Below are 12,188 nucleotides of genomic sequence, written 5' to 3' on the forward strand. Positions count from 1 at the left end.
ATGCGGGAGCGGCCGGCATTTTCCAGATCAAGCGGATTGCCTCGGGCACAGCGTTTCAACGGCCGCAAATGTCGCTATCACGATCGTGAGTGCCAGACGTGTGGTGAATTGCGGCCTGTTGTGTGGGTAGCCGTCGCTCACTTCGTGTCCTCGCGGGGCTGCTACGTGTCGACTGCGGAAGTTCGTGGCTTATTCCGGGCAACGGATTCGTGGACGCGCGATGTGCGTGAAGGGATAGATGGTGTACGACTTTGCCATGGACGATGGTGTGAGCGCCGCAGTGAAACGGCCGAAGCTGCATTATCCGCGCAACAAGCGGCACGAGGGCATCGTAGCCATTGATTTCGCGGTCGACGCGCTGTACGTCAATGGTCCAGATATGCATGGCGTTACTCGGCTCAGACCACAATAGTTCGAGTCATTGAACCGTGATCGTTTCCTTCATGTCAGGGTCGTCCCCACAAAAGACCTTGTAGATCCCGGGCTTGTCGAACTTGTACGAAAACGTGTCGTCTTGATCGAGGTCATACGAATGAAAGAGGCCCACGTCAAAGGCGCCTACGTCGTGGACTATCGTGTGCGGCTCCGCATCGAGATTCATCCACGTGATCGTCGTTCCGGCCTTGATCGTGGCGGACGAGGGCGAAAACATCAAATTCTTTATCGTCACGAGAGAGTCGCTCGCGCTTTGTGCGGACGCCGTGACTGTAGCTCCAGACGCTACCAGGCAGAACACGACCGCAAATACGGATTTCGGTAACGAATGATTTTTCACAATGATCTCCTCGAAGCTTATGCAGTTGCTGAATCGTGAGAGAGGCGGGTGATATCGCCTGTATGAATGGCCAGAGCAGGCTTCGTGGGCATGCTCTTCACGAGATCGATGGTCTGCTTGAGTGCTCCCGACACATCAGGGTTGGCTTCATTGTTGAACCCAATGTGTGTGTCGTTGATCTGCAGGAACAACGGTTTGCCTATGTCCACGGACTGTCCCTTCTTTTCCTGCGCTATGGCCAGGTCGATGGGCGTGAGCACGCCGCCGGAAAGCGTGAACAGCGTTCCGGGTCCGCCATCGGCCATGCACCTTAAGACGCTGCGACGTGACGGATTGGATGGGTTCTGCGACGACATGAGATCCTCGCAAGCGAATCAGCAAGCTGAGCGGCCGGATCGACCAGGAAGAAACCGGCGCCTTCAGCAGGGAGTACCTGCCCGATTGGAGATTTATTCCCACTGCCTGAGCTCGCCAGGCTTGCGAAGTCGCGAATGTCTGCGGGCTTCCCGGTGTCGGGAGACCGTAGCCGGGTGTCGATTGGCTACAAGCCGCCAATGCAGAAAGCTGACGAGGCCACAATAGAAGAGGAACTGATCTGAAAAATGGGGTTATTCGCGGCGTAGCAGCGTGGGGCGGCCTGACGGCGTGAACGATGGACACCATCAGTGCAGGAACTCGCCCTCTACGTATCGAACGGACTCCGAATCGACACGATGTAGCAAGGTAGTTAAGAATGTGCGCATCGAGACGCCTGGAGAGGAGAAGTTGTCACACATTCCCTATCCTCAATGGTTGCGGCCGGCGGATGTGCGATCGGTCCGGATGACCACGGGACTGGTGGTGTTCACCTACGCGGGCACGTACCTCCTGAATCACTCGCTGGGGAATATCTCGCTCGCATGGATGGAGCGTGATCTGCTTGTGCAGAAATTCATCTGGCAGGGATGGCTTGGAACGGCCGTGCTGTACAGCGCGCTGGTGACGCATTTCTTCTTTGGTCTGTGGGCTCTGTGCGAACGACGCTCATTGCACTGGACTCGAGGTGAAATGGCGCAACTCGTTCTGGCTTTGTGCATACCGCCGCTGCTAGCCAACCATCTCGTGAATACGCGGGTCGCCTTTGCCGAGTTCGGTCTGAACAAGGGTTACTCGGAGTTGCTGTAGTCGTTCTGGATCGATTCACCGTTCTTCGGCCGTGTGCAGCTGATGCTGTTGGTGGTCACCATGGCTGCATGGGTTGCTCGCTCGTCTGCTGGAACATCTTCAGACGCACGGAGCAGTCTTTTTGAATTGGGTCTCTTGGGGACTTGCTTTATGCTGCAAGCGCGTCGGTGTTGCAGGCTTTCGCGCCATGGCCCAGGTTCCAGGGCCGGCGCAGATGGCATGGCGACGCGCTTGCAATGCAGCAAGCCATTCGGCGCGGGAGCACCGATGCGCCGGCAAGATCCGTCTCGTCGCCGCCACCTGCGGATGCTAAAGTCCTTGCAGCCGCCGGCTTTTAACGAAAAGAAAGGGATCGTCATGCCAAACAGAACCTCCTTGCTCCAGCGCGCGGCAGCCGCCGCGGCTTTCTTTGTGCTGATCGCGAGCCATGTGGCCCGCGCCGAAGATAGCGTCGCGCCGGTTCATCCGGCCGCTCGCGATATTGCCCAGGAAGAGCGCAACCGCGCGCTAGTCGTGAACTTCTACGATGCGGTGTTCAACCGGCACGATCTCGGGACTGCTAGCACCGTGCTCGCACCGAATTACATTCAGCACAATCCGCATGTGCCCACCGGGTCCGCGCCGTTCATCAGCTTCTTTACCGAATACTTCAAGCATGCCCCCGATGCCCGTTCGACCATCGTGCGCAGTGCGACCGACGGCGATCTCGTCTTTCTGCATGTTCACTCGACCAGCAACCCGCAAGACCGCGGCAACGCCATCGTGGATATCTTCCGCGTCGAGCACGGCAAGATCGCCGAGCACTGGGATGTGATTCAACCCGTGCCCGAGCAGTCGGCCAACGACAACACGATGTTCTAGTCGATCCGGCGAAACACGCTGTCTGCCGCGGGTCTCTCCTCGGGCCAGACAGCGCGCCGCGGTTTAGTCGAGGCTGCCGAACACCGCTTAAAGATGCACCCCCTCGGTGGCCGAAAGCCACACCAATCAACGAACTGGTCGCATTGACTCGATTGATTGCACTTCGGTTCCCCTTGAGCTCACTGTTGCACTTGAAACGACGCACCTTTATTCCCGCCATTTGACCGTCCGTCCAACAGGAAGCCGCATCCGGACCGGTTCGACTCTGATCAAGAAAACTCGCAAAAATTCGGGCAAGTTGCACAGGCGCGCTCGAAATCGCGGCATGCCGCCACGTTCGAGGCTCGGGAATAAATCGGACGCTGGCGTGGTTAGCTCAGTGTACGCAGCACGATCGACAGGTCGCAGGGTTCCGCTACCGACAGCTGATCGTCGTGAGCTGCGGCAGAAATGGAAGGAGGCGAACATGAACATCGCCGAGAAGTCCCTGCGGTTCCTGGTAGAAAAATGGCTTGCGCCGACTCCGACGACGCGGCTCCGCGTAATTCAATTCGGCCGTACCGGTTGCGAGAGGAGACGCTATGTGCGCGTTGAGGCCTTGGCCCCAAGCGGTTCGCATGCGATTTTCTTCTTTCGGCACGATGACGGCTGCTGGTGTGTATTCCCGCCTGCGATTGCACGGCCGGCATTGACGGGTCGTCGGCTTGCAGCGTAGAGGAGCCCCATACGGGTAAAAGGAGCATCAAATAAAAACGGAAACCACCGCTTTCCTGAGCACCCAGGAAATCTCTGGCGGTGCCGCCCTGCACCCGTCGCAGCAGGGCAGAGCCGGTCTTTTACAACGAGGGGGCCGTGCCTACCGTGGTTACGCCGGCGTGCGGCCGGCGCGCTCGCTTCGTTCGTCGAAACGCGATGCGTTACCACTTGCAGCGGCGTGCAGGGCACAAAAATTGCAGCCGCGAGAAGGGCGACACCAGCAGCCCACGCAAGCGCAGCGAAGGATATCTTGACAGGCCATCGTGCTTCTCTTAATGACGTGGAGCTGCGGTGCCGATCATCAGAAAGCTCGGTACGCCAACGTTCGGTGGCGAGCATACCCGCGTCGTCCCGTGCCGTGCAGGTGATGGCGGTGTGTAGGCGTGAGCCGTGTTCTTCAAGCGCTTCGGCTTGCGGTCCTGCCACCGCAGTGCCGCAGGTTCGGTCGTCGTTCGTCATGCGTCCCTCGATGTTTTGTCTGGTGGCACTGCGATCGCGGTAAGAATCACTGGGTACTTCAACTCACGGTAGATCTAACCGTAGGACCATCGCCAGAGCGGCGTTATTCGCATCCATTTTCTTTAGTTCGAAGCTGGAATAAATTTCGAGCGACTTCGGTATAGGCTAGGAGAGCATGCCAGCGATCGAGCAGACGGTCCGCCTGCAAATTCGCGGTGCATGAACGAAATGCGCCGATCCGGCGCGAGGTTGGAGACAGGAGAGCATCGCGATGCTCGAGAGCAGGTCCACCCGCAAAGAGAGCCCAGTCCTCCGACCGTTCGGTCGTCTCGGGCAGAGCATATCCGGCGCTTCAATCCGTTCCCTCAGAATCCGTCCGGGGCGAGAACGAATCTTCCTTCTCGCTCGCAGCACTCGGCAACCAGATCAATGCGCACGCCACCCAAAGCGGTTACATCAATGACCTCCAGGTCATGATGTGGATGACACACCTAGTCGCTCTCCTACTCGTCATTCGGGCACCGCTACGAAGTACGGTCGGCGAAGCGGCGCAGGCGGTAACGGATTGATTCACCTTATATAACTCGGCGTCGGGGCAATCATTGGAAATTACCATGTCTAAACCAGTAGGCATCCAATCCTGTGCGGCAGGGCATCGTACTGTTTTGTTTGAACGACCCAAAGCCGACCTTCTGGTGGTCAGCTGGAGCGGTGCACGCCGGGGCCACTATAGCGAGCACGTCCGGCGGCTCGGGATAGCAAGCACCGCCGGCCCGTGTGCATTTAGCGCGACAGCGATACGCAAAGGCGACTCCGTATTCAAGCCAAACACACGTCCACCGCCATTTAATGCCGGTGACATGATTCCGCAAAGCGAAGCGCCTGAACACATCAGTATCGATCGCGGCCCGCCAATGTCAAACCAAACTTCAATAACGTAGTTAGACGGGCTCCGTAAAGCCGATGAACAGCGTTCTGACGGGAGCCACGTCGGATTCGCCGCAACATGTAAGTCATTCGAAACCCAAGTTGTTCGTCGCGCCGATGCGCTCCCTGTCCAGCACTCGTGTATGCCTGAGGTCGATGATGAAATCGCTGCTGAGTCACCATGAGATCGCCATTCTGTTTCTACTGCTCGATGCGCCCAACCAGGTCGCACCTGGTGATCCAGATGCGATCGCTCTTCAAGAAGCGAGGCTCGTCGAAATTGTGCCTACGGCTTTCGACGATGGCAGATTTCGGGTAACGCCAGCTGGGGCGGAACTACTCCGTCGTCTTCGCATGACAGCGGATTGAAGTACAAATTGGTTCGAGCCGCAATCGGCGACCGCGCACGGGTCGTGGGCGCCGATCGTCGCGGTGATCGCGAGTGCTGTTTCCCAGCGAGAGGGCGTGCGTCGATACCGGCCCCCGCGTCCTTACGGGCTTTGCGCACCGTCGTTTATTGCACTGAAAACGAGCGGCCCCCGATTTCAGCGGCCTCGAGTTGCTAATCGGGAATAAAACGGACTTTGTCGTGGTTTAACCAGTACACGCCGGACAGTTGACAAGGATCAAGGAGATCCACGCAACTCGTGCGACGGGACGTTCCAAAAGTGGAAATTTTCCGCGTTGTATTTTGGAATGCTAAGTAAACTGTGAATTGGAGTCGCCATGATGAAAGCACTCATTCCCGCCGTCGTTCTCGCTTCGGCTTTTGCCGCACCGGTCGTATCGTTCGCCCAGCAATCGAACGCACCTGTGACGCGTGCGCAAGTGCGCGCCGAGCTTGTCCAGCTCGAAAAGGCAGGCTACAACCCGGCTAATGCCGACGAAACCGACTATCCGGCCGACATCCAGGCCGCAGAGGCTCGCGTGGCGACACAAAATGCGAAAAATGCGACCGCACAGGTCCCCGTAGCTGACACCAGCGGAATGGGTGGAGTGGTCAGCGGTTCGTCGGCATCCGGTGCCCCTGCATCCGCCCGCCCCGCAGCTCATGATGGCATGAAGCCGATTTACTTCGGCACTCATTGAACAGTCAGGTGGGACGAGCCGCTGGCGCCCCATCCGGTCGCCGAGCATCGTCCTCTGAGCGCGCAGCACCTCTGCACGCCCGCATTCCCAGAACTGGCCCGCTATCGAGGTAACGCCCAGCAGGCCAGTTCCGTTTTAGATACCTCCGCCGTCGGGCTCCCGATGGCTTCGCCTAGGCCCTTACGGTCCGGGCGCTTTTTGCTCACTGCCTGGTCGCGAACCCACGATGCCGCAGTCGAGGGTGTCGCGAATGACTTCGCCCAGCGCCCTCACGCCAGTTGAAGCGCTCGCTCGAGCGCCTGATCGAGAAATCACAGTTGCATTGACGGCATCCCACAGTTCCGTCGCTGGCCCATTTCGTTGCATGCCCGGCACATGCAACAGGTCTTCTAGAACTTGTGACGCAGGCCGAGATTGACCATTTCCTGCGTGCTGGTGCCAGCGTATCCGTACGAGCCGATCGAGGCTTGCGCCGCCATCGTGCCGCCCGTGCCATTGCCGGTTTCGCCGCTCGCATGCTGATAGGCGGCGGTCACATACACATCGGTGCGCTTCGAAAGGGAATAGTCAGCGCCGAGCGAGACCTGGTGATACGTCGCGGAGGTATCACCGCTCGATTTTGTATAGCTGTAGCCCAAGCCGACCAGAAGGGCCTTGGTGGCTTGATAGTTCACGAATCCCTGACCCGTGTTGTACTTCTCGTTCGAATCGAACACCGAGGCGCTGTCGCGGCGGTACTGCGAGTTGCTGTAGGCGGCCCCGAGCGTGAACTGCCCAAGCGTATATTGACCTGCGACGCGGGCAATCCCGAGCGAGTGCGCGGTCTGGTATCCACTGTTGATCGGGCCATCGAACGTACCGTCCGACGTGCTGTTCCAACCCGCTGTCGGACTGCGTGGGCCCGCCGACGCCGGGCTGTTCGCTGCATAGAAGTAGCCGGCGGCGAGGGCGATCGGGCCATTGTTATAGGCGGCCGCCGCGGAATACGATTGCTCCGAGCCGGTGCTGCCCGCGATGCCGCCGAACGAGTACATCGCTTCAAACTGCAGACCCGACCAGACCGGCGACGTGTACTTGACCGCGTTGTTCACGCGGAAGCTGTTGTCGTAGTTGTCGACGTCGCCCGCGGTCGCAAATGCGCTGCCGAAATAGTTGTCCTCGGTGATGCCCTGTACAAGATCGATCAGCGGATCGTACTGGCGGCCGAGCGTCACGGAACCCAGCGAATCGCTCGTCAAACCGACGTAGGCCTGCCGCCCGAATAGCCGGCCGCCTTGCCCCAGTTTGCCGGTGCTCGGATCGAAGCCGTTTTCGAGCTGGAAGATGGCTTTCAGGCCGCCGCCAAGATCTTCCGTTCCCTTGAGGCCCCAACGTGTACCCGAAAGATTGCCTGCACTACTGTTACCGAGAGCCCAGAGATTCTTGTTGCCCTGTGCGTTGTGCACGTAGGTCAGCGACGTGTCGATCGCGCCGTACAAGGTCACGCTGCTTTGCGCTTGCGCGGCGCCGGCGGACGTGAGCACGGCCAGCGAAATCATCGAAAAGGTGGTGCGTTTCATCTCATCTCCTGCGTTGGACGTCAATCCTCATGCAGAGAGACTAATCGCGCAAAACAGTAATGTAAAAAGTTGAAATACAGATCGTGTCCGATATGCGACACCTGATAATTAACTATCCTTTCAATTAATGAAAAACAGAGTTGTGGTCATAAAGGATTTTTCGAAATGTCCCTGAATGCGGCCGAATTCCGTCCCGCGAAAGCAGAAAGCATGCTTGCCGTTTGCCGTATCCGTAGACAGCCGATGCCTACGCTTAACGCGGCTTCAGCCGCGTTTTTTGTCTGCAGCGTTCGCCGAACCGGGCGGTTTGCTCACAGCCGATGCCCAGAAGATAGCATTCCGCCCAAGCATTGCTGCCTGGGCGCTCAGCAACCGTCTGAAGAAAGCGAGCCCTTGCGGCGTGCCAAGGAAGCGCTTAAGCGCTTGCTACCCTGACATCCCCGGTGATCTCAACCTTCACCTTATTGGGGTGTCGATGGCTTTCAGAACTCCGCACAAATCTGGCGGTGCGAGTTTGACGGCGGTACGAGGATGTGCGATGCCGGATTGCATCTGGAGATCAAAACGATGAAGGAAATCGATGACGCGGGGTGCGTCGTAGGGCGACTGCAGACGCACCCCGCGTCGCGTTACGCGAACAGTCGGGCACGTGGTAGAAAGGCGGTTCGCCGAAGCCCGAAAAACGCAACAGTTCCAAACATACCAATTGTCGAGGCCATTCTGAAGTGTCGTAGGGGTATGCGCCCGATTTTGGGCCCACGTAGGGGAGTGCGCGCACTGGCTCACCCTCCATCCGTAGCTGGCCTGAAGACCTCGGATTTAAGGATGGGGAGGGATGCTGGGCGTTGACTGCGCAGCTCGAATATTTCGAGCCAATGGCTGGTTTCCCGATGGTTAATCCGCTCGACATCATTGGTACAACAATCAACGCTCGGTCGCTGAGACGCTGTGTGTGCAAGCTAGATCGCAGGACTCACGTTGACCCATGTTTCCTTTTCCTGCGACGTGAAGTGCCACAAATTGTTGGCCGATACGGCATGACATGTTCGATGAGTCGTAAGGGAAATTGCTGGGACAACGCCCCGACTGAAAGCTATTTCAACAGCATGAAGAACGAACGGGTCTACGCCACGCGCTACGCCACACGGGCCGAAGCAATGGTCGATCTGTTCGAATACATCGAAGTGTTTTACAACCGCAAACGTCGTCATTCCACGCTCGGGAACGTGTCGCCGACCCAGTTCATGAACGACTGGATCGTCACACAGAATCAGCAAAATCTGGCGAGCATGATGCTCGCCTCCCGGAACACGAAAAACAGAGGGAACCTCAAAATCCACGAGCTTTGTACCCTTGCTCTTCTGCAAGTTTTTCTCGTCGTGCCATGCCATGCCATGCCAGGCAAGCTAACACGGCACACGAGAAGTTAACACGGGGCGTTTATGAAACCACTTCTAGCGTAGCGCGGTGGCGCGTGGCTCAAGAGCCGAAAAAAATATCGCAGAAGCTGACAGGTCCGACGCAGGTCGACGGAACTGAGGGAGCCGTCTTTTGTTTGATGTGGCCGGCATCGCTCGTGCCTTTCATTTCGGCGCCCATGCCACTGTCGCTTTTTTGCTGCTGGGGCATGGCGGCTTGCTGTTCAGCGTCCTGGGCGGCCACATTCGCCTCCGCAGCCTGGATATCGGTAGGATAGGTCGCGTCATCGTTGGCCGACGGATTGTATCCGGCCTGTTCGAGCCTGATGAGGTCGGCGCGTACTTGCGCTCTGGTGAGCGGGACGGACGCGGACTGCGCAAAAGTCGATGTGGAGCTGACGACCGCACTGAGCGTCAGTGCCAACAGGGCGAGCTTTTTCATGATCTTGACTCCTTCCAACAAGGGACCCGGTTTGCCGGGGAACTAGTGAAGCACGTTGACGTGTGGCTCAAGAGCCGGAATAAATAGTGCAGAAGCTGACAGGTCCAACGCAGGCTGACGGATCTGAAGGAGGCGTCTCCCGTTTGATGTGGCCGGCATCGCTTGTGCCTGTCGTTGCAACACCCATCCCACTGTCGCTGTTTTGCTGCTTGAGCCGCGCGACCTGCTGTTCAAAGATCGGCGCAACGTCGGGGTACGACGTGTCACTCACGAAATTCAGACCGTTGCGTTCGGCTTCAATCAACTCCTGCCGCACCTGTGCCCGGGTCTTTTCTTGAGCCTGCGCGTTGATCGCAATGCCCGCTGCGGCGGCGAAGATCGGGGAGAAAATCATGGTCCGCTTATTCACTTTGGACTCCAATATAAATGGCGGGAAGTTGCTGCTTCGGCATCATGACGCGAGCGAAAAACTCAACCGGGTTCCGTCGGACCACATGCGTCGTAGAGGCCTTACTGTCGGAGACAGGCGCGACGCAAAGCCACCGTTCGCTGCTATCCAGAACGTTGGACACCGCGTTCCCCTTTTCTCTGCTCGCTTCAATGTGAGAGGATGGAACGCTGCAGTCTTCATCAGGCGTGTTCACACTACGGTATACCGGGAGCGGGCGCCGCTTATTCCCAAAGTTACCAAGGGTGCAGGAAAAATATGATGCATTCGCGACCGCGTCGCCTGGCATGTTGCTGGTGCAGATCAACGGCATCAGGTCATTCCATCCCCGGCCTCACATTCATCATCGCTGCGCGGCACATCGTTGGAATAAACAGGCCGACTCTCCGGTATTTCTGTCAGACGCCAGGAAACCTGGAGGACCCGCCGATGGGCCACGATGGGAGGAAGGCCAGGAAGGTTCCAGGCTGGTCGCAGCGGAATCTCGCCGGTGACCCTCAAGGCGGTTGAGGAACCAGGCTCATCCGTGATCCGGGATGGAGCTACCGTTTTTCAGCAAACGCTGACGACAACGCCTCGCTGCTGCCGTGGAACGTGCCTATCCAACCCTCACGATAAATCCCTCCCGCGAGGAACTCGATCAATAACCATGAGCCAACGAATCAACTTCCGTGCAGCGGTGACGGCGATCACAAGCGATTTGTCAGTCACTGTGAATTCGATGACCCGCCATTGCCTACGTTGACGAAAATCTCGAAGGTTGCCGGCAGGGGGCGCCTCCCGCCGAGTTCCTGTAGATCAAATTCCCATGCGTCCAGCAACGCCGTCGCGGTCGATGAACTTGTGTTTCAACGCGGCGGCGATATGAGCAATCATCAAGAGCGCAAGCGTTAGCACCAACCCGCGGTGCAGCGTGTCAGTCAGCAAACGCAAAGGTTCGTCCCGGCCGATGAAGACCGGCATATCCGCCAAACCAAAAAAACTTACCGGATGTGCGCCCGCCAGTCGGTGCACGTAACCGGCAAGCGGCACCAGGAACAGCAGTACGTACAGCGTTCCGTGCAACACGCTCGCAGAATACGCTTGCCACCTCGGAATGCTGGGCGGGAGTGCCGGCGGTGTACGCATAAGGCGCCACAGGAGGCGTGGTGCCATCAGCATGAAGATCAGGCTGCCGATCGATGCGTGATAGAACAAGATGCCGTTGAAGCGAGGTGAGTTATGCGGGAATGTATCCATATAGAGTCCGATCGACAGGTTCAACAGGATCAAGAGCGCAATGGACCAGTGCATGATGATGGCAAAGCGTGTGTAAGTGTCATTGTTGGCGCGGGACATGAGAGATCTCACTTTTCAAAATAATGTGACGGGCGGAACCTCGCTTGCCAGATCAATCGGCAATGCAAACTGCGTGGCCGCAAACTGAAGAACCATCTCAAAGCCGGATTTATTCCCGTCGCTCGCGTCAAAGTGGCTGAGCCACCTCTGAATGCAGCGGTGCGCTCCCCGCACGAGTACACACCCGCGAACAGGTAAATCTTGCGATTATGCTGACCGGAGCACAACCGCAAGTACGCGCGATCTATTCCGGGTCGGTTGCCAACACGCCAGTCCTTCGGGAATAACCTCACTCGAGTTGCGGTATGGAAAGGACACCCTCCCGATGCTTCGGGACTGGTGAACCACCGTTCGGGAGAAGGACATGAGACGTATCTATTTTCTATTACCGAATGTGCATAGTGCACAGATGATCATCAACGAACTTCTGTTATTGCGGGTCGAGTGGCGACATGTCCACGTGATCGCCAATCACAATGTGCCGCTCGAGGATTTGCCAGAAGCAACCCTGGCGCAACGCAGCGATCTGTTGCCCGCCCTCGCGAGAGGGGCGGCGATGGGCGGCCTCACGGGGACGCTGGTCGGGCTGGTCGCACTGGCGTTCCCGCCGGCCGGCCTGACAATTGCAGGCGGCGCAGTCGTGGCAATCACGCTCTGTGGCGCCGGCTTTGGTGCATGGACGGCGACGATGATTGGCGTCGATGTACCGAATACGCGGCTCAAGCGCTTTGAACAGGCTATAGAAAAAGGCGAACTGCTGATGATGGTCGACGTCGCGAAAGATCGCGTCGAAGAAATCGAGGAGGTGATCAAGCTGCGTCACGCCGAGGCCGACATCCAGGGAACGGACCCGACGATTCCGGCGTTTCCGTGACGCTGCGTAATGCCATCTGGTTCCATCGCAATGACGCGGTCCGCCATGATGTGCGGACCAATATGAACGACAGAAAGC

Annotated in this window: 12 protein-coding genes and 2 pseudogenes; 8 read left to right on the plus strand and 6 right to left on the minus strand. The window is 57.9% G+C overall.

The window, feature by feature from the left end; genetic code table 11:
* The first annotated feature begins 238 nt into the window (after positions 1-238).
* On the plus strand, positions 239-412 hold the full coding sequence (locus GNZ12_RS34865) for a hypothetical protein (protein WP_172316517.1): 174 nt from the start codon (positions 239-241) through the stop codon (positions 410-412).
* Between the two features lie 6 nt (positions 413-418).
* Here GNZ12_RS34865 and GNZ12_RS34870 read toward each other — a convergent pair whose 3' ends face one another.
* Together GNZ12_RS34870 and GNZ12_RS34875 are read right to left on the minus strand one after the other, a co-directional pair.
* Complete coding sequence (locus tag GNZ12_RS34870; protein ID WP_407947746.1) at positions 419-736, minus strand: cupredoxin domain-containing protein; 318 nt, start codon at positions 734-736, stop codon at positions 419-421.
* A 77-nt stretch (positions 737-813) separates the two neighbouring features.
* Positions 814-1,131: pseudogene (locus GNZ12_RS34875) on the minus strand (metallophosphoesterase); the annotation flags it as partial.
* A 409-nt stretch (positions 1,132-1,540) separates the two neighbouring features.
* On the opposite strand from GNZ12_RS34875, the gene GNZ12_RS34880 reads away from it, so the two are divergent.
* The 5 genes from GNZ12_RS34880 to GNZ12_RS34900 all read left to right on the plus strand — a co-directional run bounded on the left by GNZ12_RS34880 (position 1,541) and on the right by GNZ12_RS34900 (position 6,031).
* Complete coding sequence (locus GNZ12_RS34880; RefSeq protein WP_235993972.1) at positions 1,541-1,939, plus strand: hypothetical protein; 399 nt, start codon at positions 1,541-1,543, stop codon at positions 1,937-1,939.
* 357 nt (positions 1,940-2,296) lie between these two features.
* Positions 2,297-2,800 (plus strand): nuclear transport factor 2 family protein, encoded by a 504-nt coding sequence (locus GNZ12_RS34885; protein ID WP_172316619.1) that lies wholly within the window; start codon positions 2,297-2,299, stop codon positions 2,798-2,800.
* Between the two features lie 1,829 nt (positions 2,801-4,629).
* Complete coding sequence (locus GNZ12_RS34890; protein WP_172316519.1) at positions 4,630-4,956, plus strand: DUF3331 domain-containing protein; 327 nt, start codon at positions 4,630-4,632, stop codon at positions 4,954-4,956.
* A gap of 145 nt (positions 4,957-5,101) precedes the next feature.
* The gene (locus GNZ12_RS34895) at positions 5,102-5,311 is read left to right on the plus strand and encodes a hypothetical protein (RefSeq protein WP_171925975.1); all 210 of its coding nucleotides are present in this window, start codon (positions 5,102-5,104) and stop codon (positions 5,309-5,311) included.
* Positions 5,312-5,671: 360 nt separating this feature from the next.
* A complete protein-coding gene (locus GNZ12_RS34900) occupies positions 5,672-6,031 on the plus strand; it encodes a DUF4148 domain-containing protein (protein ID WP_172316620.1) in 360 nt (119 codons plus the stop codon).
* Positions 6,032-6,420: 389 nt separating this feature from the next.
* Here GNZ12_RS34900 and GNZ12_RS34905 read toward each other — a convergent pair whose 3' ends face one another.
* On the minus strand, positions 6,421-7,590 hold the full coding sequence (locus GNZ12_RS34905) for a porin (protein ID WP_172316520.1): 1,170 nt from the start codon (positions 7,588-7,590) through the stop codon (positions 6,421-6,423).
* A gap of 1,031 nt (positions 7,591-8,621) precedes the next feature.
* Between GNZ12_RS34905 and GNZ12_RS34910 the strand changes: the two are divergent.
* Positions 8,622-8,867: pseudogene (locus tag GNZ12_RS34910) on the plus strand (IS3 family transposase); the annotation flags it as partial.
* A 202-nt stretch (positions 8,868-9,069) separates the two neighbouring features.
* Here GNZ12_RS34910 and GNZ12_RS34915 read toward each other — a convergent pair.
* From GNZ12_RS34915 to GNZ12_RS34925, 3 genes are all read right to left on the minus strand, one after another.
* Entirely contained in the window at positions 9,070-9,450 is a 381-nt protein-coding gene (locus GNZ12_RS34915; protein ID WP_172316521.1) for a DUF4148 domain-containing protein, read from the minus strand.
* A 67-nt stretch (positions 9,451-9,517) separates the two neighbouring features.
* Positions 9,518-9,844 carry a DUF4148 domain-containing protein gene (locus tag GNZ12_RS34920; protein ID WP_216673479.1) on the minus strand — a complete coding sequence of 109 codons (327 nt, stop codon included), beginning with the start codon at positions 9,842-9,844 and terminating at the stop codon, positions 9,518-9,520.
* 852 nt (positions 9,845-10,696) lie between these two features.
* Positions 10,697-11,236: a cytochrome b gene (locus tag GNZ12_RS34925; protein WP_172316523.1), complete on the minus strand. Its 540-nt coding sequence runs from the start codon at positions 11,234-11,236 to the stop codon at positions 10,697-10,699.
* A 364-nt stretch (positions 11,237-11,600) separates the two neighbouring features.
* On the opposite strand from GNZ12_RS34925, the gene GNZ12_RS34930 reads away from it, so the two are divergent.
* On the plus strand, positions 11,601-12,110 hold the full coding sequence (locus GNZ12_RS34930) for a DUF1269 domain-containing protein (RefSeq protein WP_172316524.1): 510 nt from the start codon (positions 11,601-11,603) through the stop codon (positions 12,108-12,110).
* Positions 12,111-12,188 lie beyond the last annotated feature (78 nt).

The organism is Paraburkholderia solitsugae (genome assembly GCF_013177695.1).
Lineage (GTDB): Bacteria > Pseudomonadota > Gammaproteobacteria > Burkholderiales > Burkholderiaceae > Paraburkholderia > Paraburkholderia solitsugae.

Bases quoted from the DNA above. Each gene is read 5' to 3' on its own strand.
- GNZ12_RS34865 (WP_172316517.1), top strand. From the start codon at position 239: ATGGTGTACGACTTTGCCATGGACGATGGTGTGAGCGCCGCAGTGAAA.
- GNZ12_RS34900 (WP_172316620.1), top strand. From the start codon at position 5,672: ATGAAAGCACTCATTCCCGCCGTCGTTCTCGCTTCGGCTTTTGCCGCA.
- GNZ12_RS34885 (WP_172316619.1), top strand. From the start codon at position 2,297: ATGCCAAACAGAACCTCCTTGCTCCAGCGCGCGGCAGCCGCCGCGGCT.
- GNZ12_RS34925 (WP_172316523.1), bottom strand. From the start codon at position 11,236: ATGTCCCGCGCCAACAATGACACTTACACACGCTTTGCCATCATCATG.
- GNZ12_RS34920 (WP_216673479.1), bottom strand. From the start codon at position 9,844: ATGATTTTCTCCCCGATCTTCGCCGCCGCAGCGGGCATTGCGATCAAC.
- GNZ12_RS34895 (WP_171925975.1), top strand. From the start codon at position 5,102: ATGAAATCGCTGCTGAGTCACCATGAGATCGCCATTCTGTTTCTACTG.
- GNZ12_RS34930 (WP_172316524.1), top strand. From the start codon at position 11,601: ATGAGACGTATCTATTTTCTATTACCGAATGTGCATAGTGCACAGATG.
- GNZ12_RS34905 (WP_172316520.1), bottom strand. From the start codon at position 7,590: ATGAAACGCACCACCTTTTCGATGATTTCGCTGGCCGTGCTCACGTCC.
- GNZ12_RS34915 (WP_172316521.1), bottom strand. From the start codon at position 9,450: ATGAAAAAGCTCGCCCTGTTGGCACTGACGCTCAGTGCGGTCGTCAGC.
- GNZ12_RS34890 (WP_172316519.1), top strand. From the start codon at position 4,630: ATGTCTAAACCAGTAGGCATCCAATCCTGTGCGGCAGGGCATCGTACT.